The sequence below is a fragment of the Pseudomonas sp. St386 genome (assembly GCF_018325865.1).
GTDB classification, from domain to species: domain Bacteria; phylum Pseudomonadota; class Gammaproteobacteria; order Pseudomonadales; family Pseudomonadaceae; genus Aquipseudomonas; species Aquipseudomonas brassicacearum.
In genome coordinates this window covers 3,695,674-3,719,227 of record NZ_AP021900.1, presented here as the reverse complement: position 1 = coordinate 3,719,227, position 23,554 = coordinate 3,695,674, and the positions used below count along the sequence as shown (strand labels likewise).

At 62.4% G+C, this 23,554-nt stretch carries 14 protein-coding genes and 2 pseudogenes; 1 reads left to right on the top strand and 15 read right to left on the bottom strand.

Going from position 1 to position 23,554, the window contains the following annotated elements:
• Positions 1-106 precede the first annotated feature (106 nt).
• A pseudogene (locus KI235_RS16285) lies at positions 107-999 on the top strand (DMT family transporter).
• 19 nt (positions 1,000-1,018) lie between these two features.
• On the opposite strand, the gene KI235_RS16280 reads toward KI235_RS16285, so the two are convergent.
• The 15 genes and pseudogenes from KI235_RS16280 to KI235_RS16210 form a co-directional block, all read right to left on the bottom strand.
• Positions 1,019-2,644 carry an NADP-dependent glyceraldehyde-3-phosphate dehydrogenase gene (locus KI235_RS16280; RefSeq protein ID WP_003202172.1) on the bottom strand — a complete coding sequence of 542 codons (1,626 nt, stop codon included), beginning with the start codon at positions 2,642-2,644 and terminating at the stop codon, positions 1,019-1,021.
• 268 nt (positions 2,645-2,912) lie between these two features.
• A complete protein-coding gene (locus KI235_RS16275; protein ID WP_003202170.1) occupies positions 2,913-3,827 on the bottom strand; it encodes an autotransporter outer membrane beta-barrel domain-containing protein in 915 nt (304 codons plus the stop codon).
• A 294-nt stretch (positions 3,828-4,121) separates the two neighbouring features.
• Positions 4,122-6,545: an autotransporter outer membrane beta-barrel domain-containing protein gene (locus KI235_RS16270; protein WP_212795160.1), complete on the bottom strand. Its 2,424-nt coding sequence runs from the start codon at positions 6,543-6,545 to the stop codon at positions 4,122-4,124.
• A 179-nt stretch (positions 6,546-6,724) separates the two neighbouring features.
• A complete protein-coding gene (locus KI235_RS16265) occupies positions 6,725-7,525 on the bottom strand; it encodes an endonuclease/exonuclease/phosphatase family protein (RefSeq protein WP_212795159.1) in 801 nt (266 codons plus the stop codon).
• 201 nt (positions 7,526-7,726) lie between these two features.
• Positions 7,727-8,491 (bottom strand): PIG-L family deacetylase, encoded by a 765-nt coding sequence (locus KI235_RS16260; protein ID WP_003202164.1) that lies wholly within the window; start codon positions 8,489-8,491, stop codon positions 7,727-7,729.
• Between the two features lie 251 nt (positions 8,492-8,742).
• Positions 8,743-10,902, bottom strand: a complete 2,160-nt coding sequence (gene glgX / locus KI235_RS16255) for a glycogen debranching protein GlgX (protein WP_003202162.1) — start codon at positions 10,900-10,902, stop codon at positions 8,743-8,745.
• Positions 10,903-11,145: 243 nt separating this feature from the next.
• Positions 11,146-11,469, bottom strand: a complete 324-nt coding sequence (locus KI235_RS16250; protein WP_013693441.1) for a DUF2934 domain-containing protein — start codon at positions 11,467-11,469, stop codon at positions 11,146-11,148.
• Between the two features lie 20 nt (positions 11,470-11,489).
• On the bottom strand, positions 11,490-14,276 hold the full coding sequence (locus KI235_RS16245) for a malto-oligosyltrehalose synthase (protein WP_212795158.1): 2,787 nt from the start codon (positions 14,274-14,276) through the stop codon (positions 11,490-11,492).
• Positions 14,273-16,350, bottom strand: a pseudogene (gene malQ, locus KI235_RS16240) (4-alpha-glucanotransferase). Before malQ ends, KI235_RS16245 begins: the two are co-directional and overlap by 4 nt.
• A complete protein-coding gene (gene treZ, locus KI235_RS16235; RefSeq protein ID WP_003202155.1) occupies positions 16,347-18,149 on the bottom strand; it encodes a malto-oligosyltrehalose trehalohydrolase in 1,803 nt (600 codons plus the stop codon). Before treZ ends, malQ begins: the two are co-directional and overlap by 4 nt.
• A 7-nt stretch (positions 18,150-18,156) precedes the next feature.
• Positions 18,157-19,728, bottom strand: coding sequence for a glycogen synthase GlgA (gene glgA / locus KI235_RS16230; RefSeq protein ID WP_003202154.1), 1,572 nt, complete (start codon positions 19,726-19,728; stop codon positions 18,157-18,159).
• Between the two features lie 633 nt (positions 19,729-20,361).
• On the bottom strand, positions 20,362-21,324 hold the full coding sequence (locus KI235_RS16225) for a D-2-hydroxyacid dehydrogenase family protein (protein WP_003202151.1): 963 nt from the start codon (positions 21,322-21,324) through the stop codon (positions 20,362-20,364).
• A gap of 11 nt (positions 21,325-21,335) precedes the next feature.
• Positions 21,336-22,367 (bottom strand): alpha/beta hydrolase, encoded by a 1,032-nt coding sequence (locus KI235_RS16220; protein ID WP_027911539.1) that lies wholly within the window; start codon positions 22,365-22,367, stop codon positions 21,336-21,338.
• An 85-nt stretch (positions 22,368-22,452) separates the two neighbouring features.
• The gene (locus KI235_RS16215) at positions 22,453-22,887 is read right to left on the bottom strand and encodes a YqaA family protein (RefSeq protein ID WP_003202147.1); all 435 of its coding nucleotides are present in this window, start codon (positions 22,885-22,887) and stop codon (positions 22,453-22,455) included.
• Positions 22,887-23,333 carry a DUF411 domain-containing protein gene (locus tag KI235_RS16210; protein ID WP_013693435.1) on the bottom strand — a complete coding sequence of 149 codons (447 nt, stop codon included), beginning with the start codon at positions 23,331-23,333 and terminating at the stop codon, positions 22,887-22,889. The genes KI235_RS16215 and KI235_RS16210 overlap by 1 nt, the downstream gene beginning before the upstream one ends.
• Between the last annotated feature and the right edge of the window lie 221 nt (positions 23,334-23,554).

Sequence of the window (23,554 nt, the reverse complement as noted above, 5' to 3'; positions counted from 1 at the left end):
GTTGCCTTGATAAAAAAGGTCAAATCGCAGTTTAGCCTTTTTCAAACCATGGAGAAGCCCCCCGTCGGCTCGGCATACTGTGCCCACTTGCTGAAGGAGCCTGAAGATGGACAAGACCTTACGCCGCGGTTCGCTGGAAATGACTGCCGCCATGCTGATCTCCGGAACCATTGGTTGGTTCGTGCTGGTTTCCGGCCTGCCGGTGCTGGATGTGGTGTTCTGGCGCTGCGTGTTCGGCGCCGTGACCTTGCTGCTGATCTGCGCCGGTTTCGGCTTTTTGCGCCCCGGCATCCTCACCCGTACCACGTTCCTGCTGGCGGTCCTCAGCGGTGTAGCGATCGTCGGCAACTGGGTATTGCTGTTTGCCTCCTATTCCCGTGCCTCGATCGCCATCGGCACGGCGGTGTACAACGTCCAGCCGTTCATGTTGGTGGGGTTGGCGGCGTTGTTCCTGGGGGAAAAAATCACCGCGCAGAAACTGTTCTGGCTGGCGGTGTCGTTTCTCGGGATGCTGGCCATCGTCAGTGCCCATGGTGAGCAAGGGCAGGGTGGCGGCGACTATCTGCTGGGCATTGCCTTGGCGCTGGGGGCCGCATTGCTGTACGCCATCGCGGCGTTGATCATCAAGCGCCTGACCGGCACGCCACCTCATCTGATCGCGCTGATCCAGGTCAGCACCGGCGTGTTGCTGCTGGCGCCCTGGGCGAACTTCTCGGCATTGCCGCAACACCCCAGGCCTGGGTCAGTCTGTTGATCCTGGGCGTGGTGCACACCGGCGTGATGTACGTGTTGCTGTACAGCGCCATACAACGTTTGCCGACTGCATTGACCGGTGCGCTGTCGTTCATCTATCCCATCGCAGCGATCTTCGTCGACTGGTTCGCCTTCGGCCATCGCCTGGAGCCGCTGCAATGGTTGGGCGTGGCGGCGATCCTGCTGGCGGCTGCCGGCATGCAACAGGGCTGGGGCATCAAGTCGCGGCGCCCAGCCCTGTCGTAGCCCACCGTTCGGGCGTGGATCAGAAGATGTAGTCAGTGGTCAGGAAGTTGGAATCCCGCTCACGGATAATGTCGCTGATCAACGCCTTGTTGTTGTCCTGGAACTTGGTTGCCACCAGCGTGCGGATGGAAAAGGTGCGCAGCGCATCGTGGACCGACAAGGTGCCCTCGGCCGAATTCTTCCGGCCATTGAACGGGAACGTGTCCGGGCCCCGTTGGCACTGGGCGTTGATGTTGATGCGTCCGACCTGGTTGGCGAAGGTGTCGACCAGCTTGCCGACTTGTGCCGGGTTGGTGCCGAAAATGCTGAGCTGCTGGCCGAAGTCGGACTCCAGCACGTAGTCGATTACGGTATTGAGGTCGCGGTACGGCACGATGGGTACGACCGGGCCGAACTGTTCCTCATGGTAGACCCGCATCGCTGTGTTCACCGGATACAGCACCGCCGGGTAGAAAAACGAGCTTCGCGATTCGCCGCCGTGGGCGTTCTTCACTTCTGCACCCTTGGCCAGCGCATCGGCGACCAGCGAATGCAAGTAATCGACTTTGCTCGCTTCGGGCAACGGCGTCAGCGCCACGCCGTCCTCCCAGGGCATGCCGGGTTTCAGGGTGGCGAGCCTGGCGTTGAACTTCTCGATGAACGCCGGCGCCACATCCTCATGGACAAACAGGATTTTCAGCGCCGTGCAGCGCTGGCCGTTGAATGACAGCGAGCCGGTCAGTGCCTCGTTGACTGCGTTGTCCAGGTCGACGTCTGGCAGCACCAGGCCAGGGTTCTTCGCATCCAGTCCCAGGGCGGCACGCAAGCGGTGTGGCCGCGGGTGAAGCTTCTTCAGGTCACTGGCCGCCTTGTTGGTGCCGATAAAGGCGAAGATGTCGATCTTGCCGCTGGCCATCAGCGCGCTGACAGTTTCCCGGCCGCTGCCGTAGATTACGTTGATCACGCCTGCCGGGAAGCTGTCGCGGAAGGCTTCGAGCAATGGCCGTACCAGCAGGACGCCGAGCTTGGCCGGCTTGAACACCACGGTGTTGCCCATGATCAAGGCCGGGATCAGCGTGGTGAAGGTTTCGTTCAGCGGGTAGTTGTAGGGGCCCATGCACAAGGCCACGCCCAGGGGCACGCGCCGGATCTGTCCGAGGGTGTCCTGTTCCAGCTCGAAACGGCTGGAGCGCCGGTCCAGCTCCTTGAGGGCGTTGATGGTGTCGACGATGTAGTCGCAGGTGCGGTCGAATTCCTTCTGGGAGTCCTTGAGGTTCTTGCCGATTTCCCACATCAGCAACTTGACCACGGCCTCACGTTGCTCGCGCATGCGCGCCAGGAAGGTTTCCACATGGCGGATGCGCTCGGCGACGCGCATCGTTGGCCACTGGCCCTGGCCGCGATCGTAAGCCCGCACGGCAGCGTCCAGGGCGGTGAGGGCGGTCTCGGCATCCAGCAGCGGCGTGCTGCCGAGAATCACTTGCTCATCGCCCAGTTCACCCGTCACGTAAACGGGGCTGCGGACGACGGCCAGCGGCCCTTGCCAGGTTTCCAGGACGCCGTCGACCAGGTATTCGCGCTGTTCGATCCGGCCTTCGAGGCGATAGGCCTCCGGGATGTCGGCGGCGTCGGGAAAAAGGTTGGCGAGGAAGGGGTCGGTGGTCATGTCGTTACTCCATCAATGAAATGAGCCAGGGGCAGACGGCTTGCAGGTATGAATCGCTTTTAGCGTTATACGCCTTAATGGAGGTGTTTTTTAAGTGGCGGCAGATTGCTTGCGCCGTGTTGATGTAGGAGCTGCCGAAGGCTGCGATCTTTTGATCTTTTGATCTTTCGCTTGAGGCTCAAGCGTTTGGGGAAAGATCGCAGCCTCGCTGCACTCGACAGCTCCTACACAGTTCCTGCACGCGGGGCTATCGATTACAGAATTGGCATTACCAGCGCATCCGCACCCCCATGCTGGTAATGATGCCGTTGAGGTCGTTGTCGTCGACGTCACTGCTGTAGTCGGCGCTGACATACAGGCTTACCGTCGGCGTGACCCGTGCCACCAGGCCCAGGCCGACTTCGACGGTGGAGGATTTTCGGCTGCTGCTGATCTTGTCGACCTTATCCAGGGACAAGGTATCGGCGCTCTGGACGGTGTGCCACAAGTTGGTTCGCACATAGGGCTCCATGCCGAGGCTGTTGACTCGGTAATTGCCTTTGAGTCGCGCACCGACGCGGCCGCTCCAGCTGTTCAGTTCATTGCCGGTGCCGCTCTCGGCATTCGGTGTGTCGAGGGTGATGCGTTGGTTGATCAGTTGGGCCTGGGGTTCGACGACCCAGTGGGTCCCGATGCCAATCGCAAAGCCCCCTTCGACGGACAGCGTCACCGCATTGCCTTCGGTGGCCTGGCGCTGGCCTTGTTCGGTGCGGCTGTAGCCATTGACCCGGCCGCCGCTGGCGCTCAGGTCCACGTGCCAGCCTGCGGGGCTGGTCAGGCTCCAATAGGCGCCGAGACTCGAGCCTTTCAGGTTCAGGGCGTCTTTGCCCGGTTCGGCCATCGCGGGCGTCACCAGCAGGCCACTGCCCGTTGAAATGATCTGGTTTTGCCCGCTGATCAGGCCCATGCGCTGGGTATGACCGCTGTCGTTTCGCAATGTGAACAGGGCAGAGCTCTTGTCGGAGGCGGGGTCGCTGCCGATGGTTGCGGTATTGCGGTTGCTGGACTGGGCTCGGCCATACCAGGGCTGTGTTGTTTCTTCGTCAGGCCAGGCCTGTACCTCCATGGAGGAAAGCAGCAACAACGAAGTAGAAAGGGTGTGGAAGGTGATGGAGATCTCTTGCGGACGGAGGGAAGTTTTCATGGGGGTCTGCCTTGCAATCGCATGCATTTCTCGCTTTTTGGCGTCTCTCCTACCCCGAATGAGGGGCGACCGAATGGATTGAGGCAAGCCTCTGGCGGCCCGTCTTGGCGGGTTCCAGAGGCCTGCCCCTGACTGTATTTCCGGGGGTAGTACGGTGTAGTCAAGAAGACCGATGGCGCTGCGTCAAGAAAATGAACGATGAATGGCAAGATGAAATCAGAGGCAATAAGACACTGATTTAAAATGCTTATTAAGGTCTGCGTTTGGGCGTCAAATCATCGTCGCAGAGGCTGGCTACCAACTGACCCGTACACCGAGATTGCCCGCCACACTGCGTTGCTGGCTGCTGTCGAGGTTGGCGCTGTAGTCCGCTCCGGCGTACACGCTGACCGTGGGCGCCAGGCTCACGATGACGCCTACGCCCAGGTCGCCAGTGGACGCGCGTTGTTGGGTCTTGACCCGTTCAGTGTCGTCGAACGTCACCGTATCGGTACCGGAAAACGTGTGCCAGAGGTTGGCGCGCAGGTATGGCTCCACGGGCATGCCGCTGACCTGGTAGCGGCCCTTTAGGCGAGCGCCGAGGCGACCGGTCCAGGCACTGTCGGAGTCGAACTCTACCTTTGAGACCTCGTCGTCTTGCGTGTCCAGGGAGACCTTCTGGTGGATGATCTGCACCTGGGGTTCCAGGACCCAGTCGGTGACCACCGCGAAGGGGTAACCGGCTTCCGCCGACAGGGTCAGGGCGTGCCCGCGATTGTCAATTTTCAGCCCGCGTTCGGAGCGGTTGTCGCCGTCCAGTCGCGTGCCCATCACCACGGCGTCGACGTAGCCGCCAGAGGGATCGGTGAGCGTCCAGTAGAGCCCGTAGCTGTCGCCGTCGAGTTCTATCTTGCCGGCGCGTCGGCCTTTGAAACCCAGGTTGAAACCATCGACGTCGCCGTTCAATTCGGTATGGCCGACGAAGAAACCGATGCGTTGGGTCTGTCCACTGGACAGCGGCGAGCTGTACAGGTCATTGCCCACCTGGAAACCCTTGATCGACCCGTCGAACCGCGGCGTCACCGTGCCGGCCCAGGTTTGTTCCAGGTCCTTGCCATAGACCCGGCCCCAACCTGCGCCGAACGCGCCGTTTTCCGTGAGCAGGTGCTGGTCGCCCTGGCGGTCATGGAACGTGCCCAGGGCCATCAGGGTCAGTTGTGCCGCCGCCGGGGGCAATACCGACCAGGTCGGCACTTCCGGCCGGTACAGAGGGATGGGCGCCGCGCCGGGTATTGCAGCCGGCAGCACGGGCAACGTCGGGCTGGGCGCCGCTATCGGTCCGGCGACCACAGTGGAACGCAGGTACCAGTTGTTTTCATTGCCGGTTACGCCGCCCTTGAACAAGCGGTAATCGAATGCCCCGGCCGAGACCGATTGTGCCAACGAAAAGGCGCCGCTATCACTGACCGCGCCGCCTTGGGCCTGGACCACTTCGATGCCATCCTGGGCCGTCTGTGCGCCCGTGCCGCCCAGGTTCGTGACCGTAATGGCGGTACTGCCTGTGAGTGTCCCGCCATTGACCACCAGCTTGTCACTGGGGGAGTTGTCGGCGCCAAGTACCGTTTGCAGGTGCAACTGGCCGTTGTTGCCGACGTAGTTGCCCTGGACGGTGAGGGTATCGTTGGTGCGGGTGTTGCCCTGTGCGAGGTCCACCACGCCAGCGTTGTTGAGCGTCGTCAACTGACCGGCAGTAAAAGGGGCAATGACGCCTTGGGTCGACGTTAGCGTGCTGCCGGAGTCTATGTTGAGCGTCCCGGTGGCGGTGGCGCTGTCACCCAAGGTCAGGGTGTCGTCAAGGTCCAGTCGCGAGCCTTGGGTGAGGTTGACTGTTTCCCAATTGAGGTAGCGAGCGCCGGTGCTGGAGGTGCTGCCACTGAACGTCAACGCGTCCTGGCCCAACCCACCGTCCACGCTGGGTGTAGTGGCGAGCAGGCTTTCATCGAGGTTGCTCAATAACGCGGTGTCGCTACCGTCGCCCATCAGGACGGCCGAATGAATGAGTCCGCCGCTCCACTGAAACTGGTCATCGCCCGCGCTGGCCCGGACCTCGCCGAGAATCTCACCACCGCTGACGGTGATGCTGTCATTGCCGCCGCTGACACTGACATTGCCGCCGATGCGGCCTGCGGAGAGGATGATGGTGTCCTGGCCGAAACCGGTCACCAGGTTGCCGATGATATTTCCACCGGACATATCGAAGACGTTGTCATCGAGTTTCATGTCGACCCGGCCGATAGTGCCGCCGGTCATCTTCGCAATGTCGCCATCTTCGAACGCGTCGACGATGGTCCCGCCGGTCATCAGGAACGTATCGAGGCCTTCCCCCTGGGCCAGGGACAAGATCCGGCCGCCATTCATGACGAAATCGTCGGCTGCCGAGCCTTGCTCGACATCACCGTCAATCACGCCGTTGGCATTGATCACGATGCGGTCGACGCCGGTACCGAATGTGACGTCGCCGCTAATGAGACCACTGCCGTTGGCGGGCATTGTCAAGCTGTTGTTACCCGAAAGGTCCGTCAGCCCGGGGCTGGTGCCGCTGTCGCAGACATAAGCGTCATCGCCTGCGGTTGGCGTCAGCGTGCAAGCGGCCATGGCGGCCGGGACGGGTAACAGGAAGGGGGTTGATATCCACACGGCGTTGAACAGCCGATTGAATCCTTTATCGTGCCGAATCATGTGCTATCCCTCTGCATCGGCATTTCGCAAATGCCGGTTTCAGCATCGGTTGCACGACAGATGGCACACAGGGCCTGGCAACGCTCGCTGTATGGGATGGCACCCTAGCAATGAAAAGCCAGCGTCGCTACTGTCAGAACTTACAGGTCCGTGCGCAGAACGAACAGAAAAGACCCACCCTACAAATGCACTTCCACCGAAAGCGGCAGGTGGTCGCTCAGGTGCGTCCAGGGTTTGTTGCCCAGGATTTGCGGGGCGTGGCTGCTGGCGTTGCGCAGGTAAATACGGTCCAGGCGCAACAGTGGGAAGCGGGCCGGATAGGTCCTGGCGGGGCGACCGTGGTGGAGCTCGAAGGCTTCATGCAGATAACCACGACGGGCGAGGGCGAGGTTGCCACGTAGTTGCCAATCGTTGAAGTCGCCGGCGATGATCACCGGGGCATCCTCGGGCAGCGAATCGAGCAGTTGGCAGAGCAGTTTGAGCTGTAATTGGCGATGGCTTTCCAAAAGGCTCAGGTGCACGCAGATCGCATGGACAGCGACGTGCCCGGGCACATCCAGCACACAGTGCAATAACCCGCGCCGCTCCGGGCCGGTGATGGACACATCAAGATTGCGGAACTGGCGGATCGGGTATTTGGAGAGCAAGGCGTTGCCATGGTGGCCATCGGGGTAGACCGCATTGCGGCCGTAGGCGAAGTCGCTCCACATGCTGTCGGCGAGGAATTCGTACTGGGAGGTCCGGGGCCAGTTGTCGTAGCGTGACGCGTGGCGGTCATGTTCGCCGAGAACCTCTTGCAGGAACACCAGGTCGGCACCGGTACTGCGCACCGCTTCGCGCAATTCGGGCAGGATGAAGCGACGGTTGAGGGCGGTGAAACCCTTATGGGTATTGACCGTCAGGATCCGCAGCCGATGAACCGCCGCAGGCAGTTCCGATGGCATTGGTTCGACGGGCCGCCAATCGGGATCTTGAGTCACGTTCGCTCCTGAATCAGACGTACCTGTTCATGCGACTGACCCGGGGTGTCGGCAGTTCCGGATTTTTCATGTCCTTGCCGATCGCTTTCGCGAGCAAGCTCGCTCCCACATTGGATTTGCGGGGGTATGCAACATCTCCTGTGGGAGCGAGCTTGCTCGCGATAGCGGTGTATCTGAACCACCGCCATCACAGGCACGTGTTCAGATGAAGACAATCTCATACGGCATGCCCATCCGATCCAGGATGACCCTGGGCACCAGCGGGGCGATGCCGCTCGCCGGCTCGCCGTTGAGTTGGCTGACGTAAGCATGCATGGCGTGACGCTTGCGGGCGGTAGTCCAGACATCCAGGCGCAGTTTGCGGGCCCGGTGCCAGGGGATTTTATTTTGCTCGCGGACCGGCCAGTGCCAGGCCCATACCGGCAGTTCGTTGAACGCCACCCCGATCCTGTCGGCAGCCAGGGCACCGGCGCGCCCGACGGTCTCGTGGTCGCTGTCGCCATCCTGGCGCCAGGTGCTGAACACCACGTCACCGGGGCGCAGGTGACGCGCAATAAAGTCGGTGAGCTCGGCCTCGTGTTCGGCCAGGGCCTTTTCCGGGAAGCCGCCGCGCACCCATTGCAGGCCATGGGCGGCTATGCCCAGGCGATGCAGGGCGTCCACGCTTTCCTGCGGGTGAGGGCGGTGTGTACGCAGGCGCTCATCGGTCCACAACGGTGAACCGGGGTGGACCAAGGCTCCATCGGAGACCGAGATCAGCAACATGGGTTGATCCAGGTTGTTCAGCAACTGCAGCAATCCGCCACAGGCGCCGATCTCATCGCCCGGATGCGGGGAGAGGACGACGGCGCGGGCGCCGGCTGGAATGAGCGTCTGGGTACTGATGATCGGGATATCGGCCAGTTGCGCAGCACTGTTCCAGATTTGCGGATGCTGTCGGCCGGGCAAGCGAGAGGCGGGCTTCATGAGAGACGTCCTTGTGTGTGTTCAACCTTCCAGCCATCTACCGGGCCTACTGTCCGATGACGCCCGCGTGGGTATGGCTGCGATTCACAGCGCTCCGAATCCTGGAGACTACCGCATGTGAAGTATTGACCATGTCGGTCGATTCGTCTTGCGAGATGTGTGTCTGAACTGCATTTTTTTCTTCAAACTGGGCTGTGTACATCGAAAAAACCGCGTCCTTGCGGTCTCTCTGGCTGTTTACAAACGGTACTTCATTCCTCTTCTTCGCGTTGCAGCTCGAACAGCAGCAGCGAGCGCCCGGTGACGGAATATTCGGAATCGAAATCGAAGCGCTCTTGTCCACGAACGGTCGGCTGGTTGGTGTCGACCATGCAGGTCCAGAAGCTGCCCTCGGGGACTTCCGGCAAGCGGAAGTTGACGATGTCATGGTGGGCGTTGACCACCAGCAGCAGCGTCGCATCGCCGGCCTTGCGTCGAATGCCGGTCTCCTGTGCGCGGCCGTCCATCAGCATGCCGAGGCAGCGACCATGGCTGTCCTGCCATTGCTCAATGGTCATTTCGCTGCCGTCCGGGGCCAGCCAGGTGACGTCCTTGACGCCAATGTCCTCGTTGTAGTTACCCACCAGGAACCGCCCGCGCCGCAGGATCGGATAGGTCAGGCGCAACTTGATCAGGCGCTTGACGAACTTGAGCAGCGCCGCGCCATCCTCGCTCAGGTCCCAATTGACCCAACCGATCTCGCTGTCCTGGCAATAGGCGTTGTTATTGCCGTGCTGGGTACGGGCGAATTCGTCGCCAGCGACGATCATCGGCGTGCCTTGGGCCAGCAGCAGGGTGGCGAAGAAGTTGCGCATCTGCCGATGACGCAGCGCGTTGATCTCTGGATCGTCCGTCGGCCCTTCGACGCCATGGTTCCAGGACAGGTTGTTATTGCTGCCGTCCTGGTTGTTCTCGTCGTTGGCCTCGTTGTGCTTGTCGTTGTACGACACCAGGTCATGCAAGGTGAAACCGTCATGGGCGGTGACGAAGTTCACCGAGGCGTACGGACGCCGGCCACGCTGGTTGAACATCTCGCCCGAGGCCGTCATTCGGCTGGCGAAATCGGCAAGCTGGCCGTCGTCGCCCTTCCAGAAGGCCCGCACCGTGTCGCGGAATTTGTCGTTCCACTCGACCCAGCCCGGCGGGAAGCGTCCCACCTGGTAGCCCCCGGGGCCGCAGTCCCAGGGCTCGGCGATCATTTTTACCTGGCGCAGCACCGGGTCCTGGCGACAGGCCACGAGGAAGCTGTGGCGCTCGTCGAAGCCGTCATGGTAACGGCCCAGAATGGTCGCCAGGTCGAAGCGGAAGCCGTCGACGTGCATCTCCGTGGCCCAATAGCGCAGGGAGTCGGTGACCATTTGCAGCACGCAAGGATGGCTCAGGTCCAGGGTATTACCGGTGCCGGAATCGTTGATGTAATAGCGTTTGTCGTCGGGCATCAGCCGGTAGTACGAGGCGTTATCGATGCCGCGCATGGACAGGGTGGGGCCCTGTTCGTTGCCTTCGGCGGTGTGGTTGTAGACCACGTCGAGGATGACTTCCAGGTTGGCCTCGTGCAGGTGGGCGACCATCTCCTTGAACTCGGCGATCTTGCCGCTGGCCAGGTAGCGTGGGTCCGGGGCAAAGAAGGCGATGCTGTTGTAACCCCAGTAGTTGGTCATGCCTTTGTGCAGCAAGTGCTGGTCATTGACGAAGGCATGGATGGGCAGCAGTTCCACCGACGAGACACCCAGCTTGCGGATATGCTCCAGCACATCGTCGACCATCAGCCCGGCGAACGTACCGCGCAGGTTCTCGGGCACCGAAGGGTGACGCATGGTGAGGCCGCGCACATGGGTCTCATACAGGATGGTCTTGTCCCAGGGGACGCTGACGCGATGGTCGTGACCCCAGGTGTGCGCAGGATCGATGACCTTGCACTTGGGGACGAACGGGGCGCTGTCGCGCTCATCGAAACTGAGGTCGCCATCGGGATGGCCGATGGTGTAGCCAAAGAGGGCTTCGGACCACTTCAACTGGCCGACCAGTTGCTTGGCATACGGGTCGATCAGCAGCTTGTTCGGGTTGAAACGGTGGCCGTTCGCCGGGTCGTATGCACCGTAGACCCGGTAGCCATAGATCAAGCCCGGGTGGGCATCCGGCAGATAGCCGTGGTAAATCTCGTCGGTGTACTCCGGCAGCTCGATGCGTTCGAGTTCGACTTCGCCGGCATCATCGAAGATGCACAGTTCGACCTTGGTGGCATTGGCTGAAAACAGCGCGAAATTGACCCCGAGGCCATCCCAGGTTGCACCCAGTGGAAAAGGCAGCCCTTCACGAATCCGCGAAGCCTCGATCACGGGCGGCGGCGTGTTTTTTTTTGGACGGGTCATAGTTGCTCCTGCAAAAGACAGACAGATTCAGCGATGCGGTTCACTTGGGGTGGGTGGCTCCACCCTTCACTTGTGGCGAGGGGATTTAGCGAAACGTCGCACCGCCCCGCTATGTGGGACAAAGTTGCTTCTCTGTGGGAGCAAGGCTTGCCCGCGAGGAAGCGATGCGCGCCTGCCGAAATCGAGGCACCTGTTTCGCGAGCAGGCGTTGCTCCCACCTGACGAGGAGACCGATAGGATGAATCAAACCGCCGGCGGCTTGCGTGTGGCCCGCGGCTTCTTGTCTGCGGTGGTCGCAGCCGCTTTGGCCGCAGGCTTGGCCTTGGGCGTGGTGGTTTTTGCCGCTGTCTTGGCCGTGGTGCTCTTGGCGGCAGCGGGCTTGGCGCCATCGGTTTTGCTGGCCGCTGATTTGCTCGCCGCCTTGGGTGGCTTGCTGGGCGCCAGCGCTTCGGCTTCGGCCAGTTTGCGCGCCATCTCCCAGTGGCGGTTCTCCTGCCCGGCGGGCTTACCCTCGGACTCCCAGATCTGATAGGCGAATTCGCGAATGCGTTTATCGTCGGTACTCATCGCAGTGCTCCTGATTCAACTCAAGGTTGGATAAAGACATTGACCGGGAAATTCCCCAGCGCGGTGCTGATCAGCAGCTCCCCTTGGGGTGTGACTGTTGCGCTTGAAAAAAGTCCCTTCAGTTTTTCATCCTTGGCGGCGAACGGTAACGACACACGGGTATCGCCCCAATCCGACGCAGCCACCAGCGGCACGGCACTGTTTTCCAGCAACGGCGCCGCATGGACAGGTACAACAATGATCGCCCGTTGTTGCGAGTCTTCGCGCATGAAGGCCAATACTCTTTCGGCTTGCTCGCCGAGCACTTCCAGCGGCTGGTAGCGTCCCTGGCGCCATAGCTGCGGATACTCGGCTCGCACGGCCAGTGTCCTGGCGATCAATGCCTGTTTGACTCGGCCGTCACGCCAATCGCGTATCAACGCGGCTGGCGTGCTGTCGGCCCCTAACGCCTCGCGGCGTGCCTGGAAATCCACCGGACGACGGTTATCCGGATCCACCAGGCTGAAATCCCAGAACTCGTTGCCTTGGTACAGGTCCGGTACGCCGGGTACGGTCATGCGCAGCAAAGTTTGCGCCAGACTGTTGAGGGCGCCCGCCGGGGCGATGGCCTGGACCGCCTCGGCGATGGCGCTGCGCAAGGGCAACCCCTCATTTCCCAGCAGTAGCCGTTCGAGGAACATCTGGGTGGCTTGCTCATAGGCGTCGTTGACCGCCGCCCAGCTGCTTTGCAGCTTGGCTTCGCGCAGGGCCTTGCGTTGCCATTGCCACAGGCGCTCGTTGTACTCGGCCAGGGCCTTGTGGTCCTGGAGGTCGAGGTCCAGCGGCCAACTGCCGAGCAGTGCCTGGTACAGAATCAGTTCATCACCGGCCGAGGGCGCCGCCGGGTCACTGTGCAGCGAAGGCGAGAGGATGCGCCATTGCTCCACGCAGGCAATGTACCAATCGGCGCGTTCGCTGAGCACCGCCAGCCTGGCGCGGGTGTCTTCGCCGCGCTTGTGGTCGTGGGTGGCGGTGGTGATCAGGTTGTCGGGAAAATGCTCGAGCCGCTCGAGGCAGGCGTGGTGGAACACCTGAGGCGGGGCGCTGAAGCGCTCGGTGTCATAGCCCACGTCATTGCGTGACAACAGCACCGCCGAGCGATAGAGCGCGGTGTCCTCCACCGCTTTGGCGGCGGCCGGCGAGGTCAGTTGCTGGAAGCGCACGCAGGCATGGCGCAGGCGTTTACGCTGGTTGCCGCACGGACGTTGCCGCCAGGGCATCCCACCGAGCCAGCCGGCCAGGCAGTCGAGCACCGGCCAGTCGGCTTCGCTGAGGGTTTGCCGGGCGCCTTCCAGGGCCTGGTTGAAAAACACCTCGTCTTCGGCCGAGCGCCCCAGGGGCGTGATGTAGGTGCGATACACCGGGAAATGCACGATCAGTTCCTGCAAGGCTCGCCGAATCGCGCCCAGGGTCAGGTCGCGGGTCATCACGTCGTCCCGGGCCACTTGCAGCAGGGCCTGGGCGACGCTTTCGAAGTCTCCGGCCAGGGATCCGTTGAGAATCTGCTGGCGGGCCAGGCGGGCTTCTTCGATGAAGTGCGCTGGCCGCTCGCTGTGCCGGCTCCAGAATTCGGCGAGGGGGGCGGCACCGGCCGGGTCATGCTGGAGCAGCGAGACCTGGTTCATGAATTCGTAACCGGTGCTGCCGTCGATGTTCCAGTCCCGCCGCAAGGTCTCGCCATCACCAAGGATCTTCTCGACGAAAATCGGCAGGTGTCGGGTCGGCGACAGTGAATCGACGCGTCTGCGCAATTTGCGGCAGTAACCGCGAGGGTCGGCAAGGCCGTCGATGTGATCGATCCGCAAACCGTCCACCAGGCCTTCGCCGATCAATTGGAAAATCTTGGCATGGGTCGCCTCGAAGACCGCCGGACGCTCGACCCGCAGCCCACCCAGTTCGTTGACATCGAAAAAGCGCCGCCAGTTGATGTCGTCCGCCGCCGTGCGCCAGCTGGCGAGGCGGTAACTCTGGCGCTCGAGTAATTGATGCAGGCGTTCGAAGCCTTCGGGTTGGGTAGAGTCGTAGCCAGCCAGGTTGTTCTGGATGGCGGTGAGGATGTCCGCTTGTGCTGCCAGGTCCTGCAACTCTTTCTGCAGCGGGCGGGCGAGGGTATGGGCATCGGTCTGGTAATTCAGCGTGGTAAAGCGCTCGGCCAGGGTCTTGAGCGATTCGGTTTGCTCGGCAGGCAAGGTTTCGGTGGGTTTGAGCAGTTCGCCGTAGTGCATCGGGCAAATCGGGAAGCGGTGTTCGTAGTGCTCGACGTAGAAGCTGCCTTGGCTGGCATCGAAGTGCAGTTGCAAGGTGCCTTCCTGCAACGCCACGCCGTAGTCGCTGCCGAGGAACGGCAGCAGCAATTGGCCTTCCATCAGTGGGTCGGGGGAGTGCCACTGGATGTCGAAGAACTCACCGTAGGGGCTCAGGCGCCCCCATTCCAGCAAGTCCAGCCACCAGGGGTTGTCATTGCCGCCGACGGCCATGTGATTGGACACGATGTCGAGGATCAAGCCCATCCGATGCTCGCGCAAGGTCGCGACCAGGCGCTTGAGCGCGACTTCGCCGCCCAGTTCGGGGTTGACCAGGGTGGGGTCGACGACATCGTAGCCGTGCATGGACCCGGCCCGGGCCTTGAGCAGCGGCGAGGCATAAATGTGGCTGATGCCCAGCGAGGCGAAGTACGGCACCTGGGGGATGGCATCGTCCAGGGTGAAGCCTTTATGAAACTGCAGGCGCAATGTTGCCCGCAGGGGTTGGATCAACGTCTGTTTCATCGGTCACGCTCGTTCGCCTGAAGTCTCGCACAGGCGAGTATTTCCAGACGCCGGGCAGCGTCCGGGTGATCCAGCAACGCCTGGCTTTGCCCGGCCAGGCGGCGGCGCCAATTGGGGTGGGTGTCGATGGTGCCCGGCAGGTTGGCCTGTTCCTCGATGCCCAGGGCGTCTTCGAGCGGCAACAACACCAGCGGTGCGCGGGTGTGACCGAGAAAGCGCACGCTGGCGTCGAGCACCTGGTCGGTCTCGCGGTGTTCTTCGCGAAAGTTCTGCGGGTCCTGGTTCAGCACGTGGCGCAGGCCTTCGCGTTCGCGCTCGCGGTGTTTGCGCCAGTCCATTTCGGTATGGGAATCGATCAGGTCCAGCCGGGCGTTCCAGTCGATGTCGTGACCGTGCCACCAGCCATTGAGCGTCGGCAAGTCATGGGTGCTGGTGGTGGCCAGGGCATTGTCCGGCCAGTCGAGAATGGGCTTGAAGTGGGTGTTGTCCTGTTCGAACAACAGCACGCGCATGCCCAGGATCGAGCGGGCAATGAGTTTGTCCCGCAGGCCGTCGGGCACGGTACCGAGGTCTTCGCCGAGCACGATGGCCTGGTGCCGATGGGATTCGAGCGCCAATAGGCGCAGCAGGTCGTCTACCGGGTAATACAGGTAGGCGCCATCGCAAGGTGGGGCGTCGTTAGGGATTACCCAGAGCCGTTGCAAGCCCATGACATGGTCGATGCGCAAGCCACCGGCGTGGGCGAAGTTGGCCCGCAGCATTTCAATGAAGGCGCGAAAGCCGTTGCGCACCAGGCCTTCCGGGGAAAATGCCGAGATCCCCCAGCCTTGGCCGGAGCGGTTGAGAATGTCCGGCGGGGCGCCCACGGTCAGCGAGGCGAGCAGTTCGTCCTGCCGGCTCCAGGCCTGGCTGCCACCGCCATCGGCACCCACCGCCAGGTCGGCGATCAGACCGATGCCCATGCCGCTGGATCTGGCTGCGCTCTGGGCGCGCTCCAGGCAGCGGGCGATCAACCATTGGCAAAAAGCGTAGAAGCCGATCTCATCGGCATTTTCCTCGGCGAAATGGGCCAGGGCGGGGCTGCGCGGGTCGCGCCATTCTTCCGGCCAGTGGCGCCAGTCGAGGCTTTCACCCCGGGCGGCGCGTTCGGCCTGCAAGGCCTCGAAGCGGCAATGATTTTCCAGGGCTTCGCCGCTGGTGTGGCGGAAGCTGCTGAAGTCTTCATGCAGCGGATGCTCACCCAGGCTGAAGCCGTCGTACAGGGCCCGCAGGATCTTCTGCTTGGCCTGGGCAGCGACCGGCCAGTCGATCAGCGGTTGCTCCTCCAGGGTGCGCAGTTGATTGGTCAGGCCGGTGGCGTCGATGGCGGTGCGCAGCGCGCGTTCACCGAGGATGGTTCCCGGCGCGGCGTACAGGCTGTTGAAAAACAGTCGGCTCGACGGTGAGTAGGGGCTGTAGCGCCCGGTGTCGCTGCTGAACATCGCGTGCATCGGGCTGATGGCAACGGCCTCGGCGCCGCGCTCGCCGGCCACCCGCGCCAGCTCCTCCAAAGCCTGGGTGTCACCGAAGCCACCGTCACCGGGCGGCGCAGGGCATACAGTTGCGCGCTCAGGCCCCAGGCCCGTGGCGTAGGGTCGTCCACCGCATCGGCCACGCTGTAGCAACGGGCCGGCGCGACGGCCAGGGTGAAATGCTGGTCCTGGATGCTGATGTGCTGATAACCCACCGGGACCATCCCCGGCAGCTTGGCATCGGCATCGAGGTTCAGGTTCAGTGTCGCGCCATCTTCGAGTTTGATTTCGCAGGGTGTCCCGGCCTCGAAGTAGCGGCTCAAGTCCAGGCTGACCCCGACGTCGGCGGTGATCAGCGGTGGCAATTGATGGTTCTGTTGAGCTTCCTGCAACTGCAGCAGGCTGGCGTCGATTTCCTGGGCGCTGCCGGCTGGATGGCCCAGGCCGGTGAGGACCGAACGCAAGACGGCCGGCGAGACTTTCTGGGCCCGGCCATTGGCATCGATCCAATCCACCGCCAGTCCCGCTCGGCTGGCGAGGATTTCCAGTTGCGCGTCGCTCATAGGCGCTCTCCAGTGATGTTGGGCAAGGTTGTCGCCTGCGTCAGACTGACCAGCGCGCTGTAGGGCGCAAGGACGCCCTGTTGCAACAGACCCATGACCTGCTGCGGATGTTCGAAAAGAATGCGTGCCTCTTCCGGGGCGTTGTGTTCGACGGGCTGATCGCCGAGGTTGAAATCGATGCGCAACACGCTGCCATCGCCCAACCGCCAGCGTGCGCTGATGGCGCCATGGCCCAGCACATCGGTGCCCAGGGCCTGGGCACCGGGCAGGCGCGGGACGATCTCTTCACGGCGGATTTTCAGCAGTTGCCGATACAGCGCCTCGTTGGCCTGCTGCTCCGGACCTTGCGATTCCAGGCTTGGGCGTGAAGCTTCGAAGGTGCTGGCGGCGTTGGGGTCGGGAATTCGTTCGCGCTTCTGCGGATCGGCAAAGGCACTGAAGGCCTTGAACTCGTTGCGTCGGCCTTCGCGCACCAGCTCTGCCAGCTCGCCGTGGTGGCTGGTAAAGAACAGGAACGGTTGTTCGGCCGCCACCTCATCGCCCATGAACAGCAGCGGGATCATCGGTGATAACAGCAACAAGACTGTCGCTGCTTGCAGGGCCTGGGGCGCGGCGAGCTGATGCAGGCGTTCGCCCAGGGCACGGTTGCCGATCTGGTCATGGTTCTGCAGGAACAGCACGAACGCGCTCGGCGGCAGATGGCCGCTGGGCTCGCCCCGGGCTTCGCCATGGCGATTGAGATGGCCCTGGAAGACGAAACCCTGGCTCAGGCAACGGGCCAGTTGTTCGGTCGGCTGCTCGGCATAGTCGGCGTAGTAGGCGTCGGTCTCACCGGTCAGCAGCACGTGCAAGGCATTGTGCCCGTCGTCGTTCCACTGGGCGTCGTAGCCGTGCTCCAGCAGGTGGGCCTGGTTGTGTTCGTTTTCCACGGTCAGCCAGACATGCCGGATCGGGTCCACCTGCTCACGCACCCTGGTCGCCAGTTCCTGGAGAAAGTCCGGGTCCTCAATGGCGTGTACCGCGTCCAGGCGCAGGCCGTCGAAACGGTACTCCAGCAGCCACATGAGTGCATTGTCGATGAAGAAGTCCCGCACTTCGCGGCGCCGGAAATCAATCGCCGCGCCCCAGGGCGTGTGCTTGTCTTCACGGAAGAAGCCCTTGGCATAGCGGTGCAGGTAGTTGCCATCGGGGCCGAAGTGGTTGTAGACCACATCGAGGATGACGCAGAGCCCATGACCGTGGGCACTGTCGATCAGATGCTTGAGCTGTTCGGGCGTCCCGTAGGAAGCCTGGGGGGCGTAGGGCAGGACGCCATCGTAGCCCCAGTTGCGATCACCGGGAAACTGCGCCAATGGCATCAGCTCGATGGCGGTGATACCCAATCCGGCCAGGTGTGCCAGATGTAGTTCGACGCCGTCGAAACCACCCAGGGCACCCACGTGCAACTCGTAGATTACGGCTTCGTGCCAGGGGCGACCGGACCATTGGGTGTGTCGCCATGGGTAGGCATGCGGGTCGACCACCACGCTGTGGCGGTCAATGTCGCCGGCCTGGGCGCGAGAGGCCGGGTCCGGCACCTCCAGCTCGCCATCGATGTTGTAGCGGTAGCGGGTGCCGGCGGGGCAACGGGTCTGGATCATGAACCAGCCGTCGGCTTGGGGCAGTAGCGGTATTGAATCTCCAGTGTCGAGCTCGACACTGACAAAAAATGCATCCGGGGCCCAGAGGGCGAAGCGGGTGTGCTCGTCATCCAGCATGACCGCCCCGTGGGTCCATGTCTCAGGCGTCCTTGACGTCATTGTTACCTCATTGTCTGGCCGATTTTCCCAGTGACTTAGCCACCAGCTGTTCGTAGAGTTCGGCATAGGGTTCCACGGCCTTGCACCAGTTGAACGGCGCCGACATGGCCCGGCAGCGCATGGCGTTGAGCAGGTCGGGGAACTCGAAGACTTTGAAGGCCCGGCTCAAGGCCTGTTTGTAGCTTTCCACGGTGGACTCATCGAACAGGAAGCCGGTGATGCCATCTTCGATGGTGTCCGCCAACCCTCCGGTATTGCGCGCCACCGGCAGCGAGCCGAAGCGCTGGGCGTACATCTGGCTCAAGCCGCAGGGCTCGTAGCGCGACGGCATCAGCAGGAAGTCGCTGCCGGCGAACATCCGCCGCGCGTCGGTTTCGTTGAAGCCGATACGCACACCGATGCGTCCGGGGAAGCGCAGTGCCAGTTCACGCATGGCCTGTTCTTCCTCCGGTTCGCCACGGCCGATGATGGCGATCTGGCCGCCAGACTCGACGATGAACTCGGCGACCGCTTCAGTCAGGTCCAGGCCTTTCTGGTAGACCAGGCGCGAAACCACGGCGAACAGCGGGCCAGTGGAGTCGTCGAGACCAAACAGCTCACGCACATGGGACGCGTTGACCGCCTTGCCTTCCCAGTCGCCCATGGCGAACTGACGGAACAGGTGCGTGTCGGTGGCTGCATCCCAGCTTTCATCGATGCCGTTGGGGATGCCGCTGAGCAAGCCTTGCTGGGTCTTGGCCGCGAGGAAACCGTCGAGCCCGCAACCAAACGCCGGGGTGGTGATCTCCTGGGCGTAGGTGGCACTGACGGTGGTGATATGGCTGGAGTAAGCCATCCCGGCTTTGAGAAACGACAGTTTGCCGTAGAACTCCATGCCTTCCTGTTGCAGGGCGTGTTCGGGGATGCCCAGCTCCGGGCAGGAGGCCAGGCTGACGACGCCCTGGTACGCCAGGTTGTGAATGGTAAACAGGGTCGGGGTGCGTTGCCCGCGCCAGTGCATATAGGCCGGCGCCAACCCGGCTGGCCAGTCGTGGGCATGGACCAGGTCCGGGCACCAGTGGATCTGCGCAAGGTTGGCGGCGATGTCGGCCGCGGCCAGGCCCAGGCGGGCGAAGCGAATGTGGTTGTCGGGCCAGTCGCGACCGTTGTTGGCACCGTAGGGGGAGCCTTCGCGGGCAAAGAGTTCCGGGCAGATCAGGACGTAGATCACCAGGCCGTCGGCCATGTCCATGCGCCCGATCTTGCAGGGCGGCAGCGCTGCGTGGCCGCCCAGTTCGCCGATGATGTGGATCGGATTGCCGCTGTTCATCACTTGCGGATAACCGGGGATCAGCACCCGGACATCATGCAGCCCGGCCATGGCCCGAGGCAGTGCGGAGGAGACATCGCCCAGGCCGCCGGTCTTTACCAGGTCGGCGATTTCCGAGGTGACGAACAATACTTTCTTGCGGTTGGGATTCTGTCGAACGACGGGGAGCAGTGCCTTGCCGCCGGTGGCCAGCACCGGTGCCGTTGGCGATTCGGCCGCGGGCGGTAGTTGAGAACGGACTTGTTGTGGTTCCAAGGCAGCACTGATCATAAATATCTCCCATTTTCTCGATCTGTTTCCGGCAAGCGCCAGAGCTGTTGTTTCATTGGCCAAATCCTGCGGCCAGGCGCACAAGCGCAACGCAAGGAAACCGAACGGCTACCCAATGCGGCGAAGCGAATCAGCTGAAGGAGCTGTTGCAATGACTAGTGCAAGGACTGCACCAGTCGCGGTTGCCCTACCTCTAACCTGACCTGTCGCCGTTGCGAAAAGTTTCGACTTTTTTTCGTCTGGATGACCGGTTGGTTTTCCCCCCGGTTAGGCAGTCTAGGTCAGAACGTAGAGCGGTGCGGCTCGGTTCGTCGCATTGTCCGACAATCACGGTTTTTGTCGGCAATCTCTTACATGACAAAGGGGGATACGCACCGACGAAGTGCAGTTCTCTGAAACCAAAAGGGTGTAAGGGAACGGCGTTGTTTCATCGGCGTGCGCGATGGAATGGCGTGATGCACCATTGGAGGGCGGGTGGGGTGGAGGCGTTTTGATGGCCAATAAAACACAATGTCTCCTGTGGGAGCGAGCTTGCTCGCGATAGCGGTGTGCCAGTCACAAACCTTGCAACTGGTCCGCCGCTATCGCGAGCAAGCTCGCTCCCACAAGGGAAGATGTGTTGATGCTTTAGGTTCAGGCTGCCGGCGTCAGCAACCGAATCGGCTGGCCCGCCGCCCAGGCCAGCAGGTCTTCGATCATCAGCGAATAGAACCGCTGGTAATTCTGCCGGCTGACGTAGCCCACATGTGGTGTGGCCAATACGTTATCCAGGGTTCGGAACGGATGGGTGGCGGGCAAAGGTTCCTGGGCGAATACGTCCAGGGCGGCGCCGGCCAGGCGCTTGTGTTGCAGCGCGTCGATCAGGGCGGTTTCATCGACGATCGGCCCGCGGGAGGTGTTGACCAGCAGTGCCTCGGGTTTCATCCAGGCCAGGGCCTGGGCATCCACCAGGCCGCGGGTACGTTCGCCGAGTACCAGGTGAATCGACAGAATGTCGGCCTGCTCGAACAATGCCTGTTTGCTCACGTAGGTCACGCCCACTTCGGCGGCGCGCTCGGCGCTGAGGTTCTGGCTCCAGGCGATGACCCGCATGCCAAACACCTGGCCGAACTGCGCCACCCGCGTACCGATGCTGCCCAGGCCGAGGATCGCCAGCGTCTTGCCGTGCAGGTCGCCGCCCAAGCCTTGCTGCCACAGGCCGGCGCGCAGGGCGTTGGCTTCCTGCACCAGGTTGCGGGTCAGGGCCATGATCAGTGCCCAGGTCAGTTCGGGCGTGGCATGCTTGTAGCTGTCGGTGCCGCACACCTGGATGCCCAGCTCGGCGGCAGCCTTCAGGTCCAGGGCGGCATTGCGCATGCCGCCAGTGAGCAACAGCTTGAGATTGGGCAGGCGACGCAGTAGGCCTTCGTCGAACAAGGTGCGTTCACGCATCACGCAGATCACCTCGAAGCGCTGCAAGCGCTCGGCGAGGGTGTCGCGGTCAGCGGGATAGTCATGGAGAAACGTCACCTGGCCGACGCTGTCCAGCACCGACCAGTCCACCACGCCACGTGCCACATCTTGCCAATCGTCTATGACTGCTATTTGCACCGCCATGGAACACCTCGTCAGGGAATGGGTTTGTCCAGCCAGCTCAACAGGGCCTTGTGGAACCGATCCGGCTCTTCCATCTGCGGGGCATGCCCCAGATTGGGGAACTCCACCAGGGTCGAGCGGGGAATCAGCCGGGCGGCCTGCTTGCCCAATACCTCGTAATGACCCAGCGTGGCCTTGACCGCCGGCGGCGCGATGTCGCTGCCGATGGCGGTGGTGTCCGAGGTGCCGATCAGCAGCAGGGTGGGTACCGTCAGGTCCTTGAACTCGTAATAGACCGGCTGGGTGAAGATCATGTCGTAGATCAGCGCCGAGTTCCACGCCACTTGCGTATGACCGGGGCCCTTGTTCAAGCCGGCGAGCATGTCTACCCAGCGCTCGAACTCAGGTTTCCAGCGGCCTGCGTAATAGGTCGTGCGCTCATAGTTGCGGATACCCTCGGCGTTGACTTTCAGCTCCCGCGCGTACCATTGGTCCACGGTGCGATAGGGTACGCCCAAGGCTTTCCAGTCTTCCAGGCCGATGGGGTTGACCATGGCCAGGCGTTCGACCTCGTCGGCAAACTGCAAGGCGTAGCGGGTGGCGAGCATTCCGCCGGTGGAATGGCCGAGGAGGACGGCTTTCTGTACGCCGAGGGCCTTGAGCAAGGCCTGGGTGTTGCTCGCCAGTTGCTGGAAGCTGTACTGGTAATGCTCGGGTTTGCTCGATGTGCAGAAGCCGACCTGATCCGCCGCGATGACCCGGTATCCGGCTTCGCTGAGCACCTTGATCGAATCGCCCCAGGTGGCGGCGCAGAAATTCTTGCCGTGCATCAGCACCACCGTGCGGCCATTGACCTTGCCTTGGGCTGGCACATCCATATAACCCATCTGCAACGACTGGCCCTGGGACTGGAAGGCGAAGTGCTTGAGGGTGTAGGGGTATTCGAAACCCTCCAACTGCGCTCCGTAGGCCGGGCCTTCGGGCGGGTTGGCGGCCTGGGCGAACAGGGGCAGGGCGGCGGTGAGGAACAGGCTGGGCAACCAGCGCGCGGTGGTGCGGGGCATGGTCAATCTCCTTGTGGCCGCCGCCGATCCTGGCGCGGCCCGATTATGGCGACATTAACCACAGGCAACCCAACAGCCAGAACGTTCAGTCCATCCAGCCCAGGGTCGCCAGGGCGAGAACGCCATAGCGCAAACCCTTGGCAAGGCTTACGAGCAACAGGAAACGCCGCCACGGTTCGCCCATCACCCCGGCCACCAGGGTCAACGGATCACCGATGATCGGCAGCCAGCTGAGCAGCAGCGACCAGTGACCGAAGCGTTGGTAATGCACGCGAGCCTTGTCCAGGTGGGCCGGGCTGACAGGAAACCAGCGCCGATCCTTGAAGTGCTCCAGCCGCGAGCCCAGCCACCAGTTCACCAGCGAGCCGAGGACATTGCCGAGCGTGGCAACCGCCAGCAACAGCCAGACCAGATGGCGCTCGCTGAGCAACAAGCCAACCAACACGGCCTCCGATTGCAACGGTAACAGGGTCGCCGCACCGAAAGCCGCCAGGAACAAGCCGATATAGGCTTCGCCCATCAGTGCGCCGGGTAATCCGCCACTACGGTTTGGGTCCCGTCTTTCTTCAAGCCGATGACCTGGTAGGCATCGCTCATGCCGTCCATTTCCATGCCGGGCGAGCCCATGGGCATGCCCGGCGCGGCGACACCGAGCAGGTCATCGCGCTTGCTCAGCGCCAGCACCTGGTCGGCCGGGACATGGCCTTCGACGAATTTGCCGTTGATCTCGGCGGTGTGACAGGAACGCAGGTTCGGCGCCACGCCCAGGCGTTGCTTGACCGAACTCATGTCGGCCTCGACATGGTCGTTGACCTTGAAGCCGTTTGCTTGCAGATGCGAGATCCACTTTTTGCAACAGCCGCAATTGGCATCGCGGTGTACATCAATGGTGACCGATTCGGCCGCCTGGGCCAGGGTGGTCATGAACAGGGCGCTCAAGGCGAGCAGGTGCAGGGGATGGGCCATGGCGGTGGTCTCGTATCGAACGGTTTGGAGGGAGGATAACAGAGTAGCGAGCGCGAGCTGACGGGGGGCTGAGGCGGGGATTACAGAATTGTCAGGTTGCAGGGGTGAATAAAGTCCTGTGGGCGCGAGCTTGCTCGCGAAGGCATCAGCCCATTCGACACCCATGGAGGCTGACCCACCACCATCGCGAGCAAGCTTTGCTCCCACAGGTCCTGCTCAAA

Excerpts from the sequence above, each read along its gene's own strand:
- glgX (WP_003202162.1), bottom strand. The coding sequence starts at position 10,902 with ATGACCCGTCCAAAAAAAAACACGCCGCCGCCCGTGATCGAGGCTTCG.
- treZ (WP_003202155.1), bottom strand. The coding sequence starts at position 18,149 with ATGACGTCAAGGACGCCTGAGACATGGACCCACGGGGCGGTCATGCTG.
- KI235_RS16275 (WP_003202170.1), bottom strand. The coding sequence starts at position 3,827 with ATGAAAACTTCCCTCCGTCCGCAAGAGATCTCCATCACCTTCCACACC.
- KI235_RS16280 (WP_003202172.1), bottom strand. The coding sequence starts at position 2,644 with ATGACCACCGACCCCTTCCTCGCCAACCTTTTTCCCGACGCCGCCGAC.
- KI235_RS16225 (WP_003202151.1), bottom strand. The coding sequence starts at position 21,324 with ATGGCGGTGCAAATAGCAGTCATAGACGATTGGCAAGATGTGGCACGT.
- KI235_RS16270 (WP_212795160.1), bottom strand. The coding sequence starts at position 6,545 with ATGATTCGGCACGATAAAGGATTCAATCGGCTGTTCAACGCCGTGTGG.
- KI235_RS16250 (WP_013693441.1), bottom strand. The coding sequence starts at position 11,469 with ATGAGTACCGACGATAAACGCATTCGCGAATTCGCCTATCAGATCTGG.
- glgA (WP_003202154.1), bottom strand. The coding sequence starts at position 19,728 with ATGATCAGTGCTGCCTTGGAACCACAACAAGTCCGTTCTCAACTACCG.
- KI235_RS16210 (WP_013693435.1), bottom strand. The coding sequence starts at position 23,333 with ATGGCCCATCCCCTGCACCTGCTCGCCTTGAGCGCCCTGTTCATGACC.
- KI235_RS16245 (WP_212795158.1), bottom strand. The coding sequence starts at position 14,276 with ATGAAACAGACGTTGATCCAACCCCTGCGGGCAACATTGCGCCTGCAG.
- KI235_RS16220 (WP_027911539.1), bottom strand. The coding sequence starts at position 22,367 with ATGCCCCGCACCACCGCGCGCTGGTTGCCCAGCCTGTTCCTCACCGCC.
- KI235_RS16260 (WP_003202164.1), bottom strand. The coding sequence starts at position 8,491 with ATGAAGCCCGCCTCTCGCTTGCCCGGCCGACAGCATCCGCAAATCTGG.
- KI235_RS16215 (WP_003202147.1), bottom strand. The coding sequence starts at position 22,887 with ATGGGCGAAGCCTATATCGGCTTGTTCCTGGCGGCTTTCGGTGCGGCG.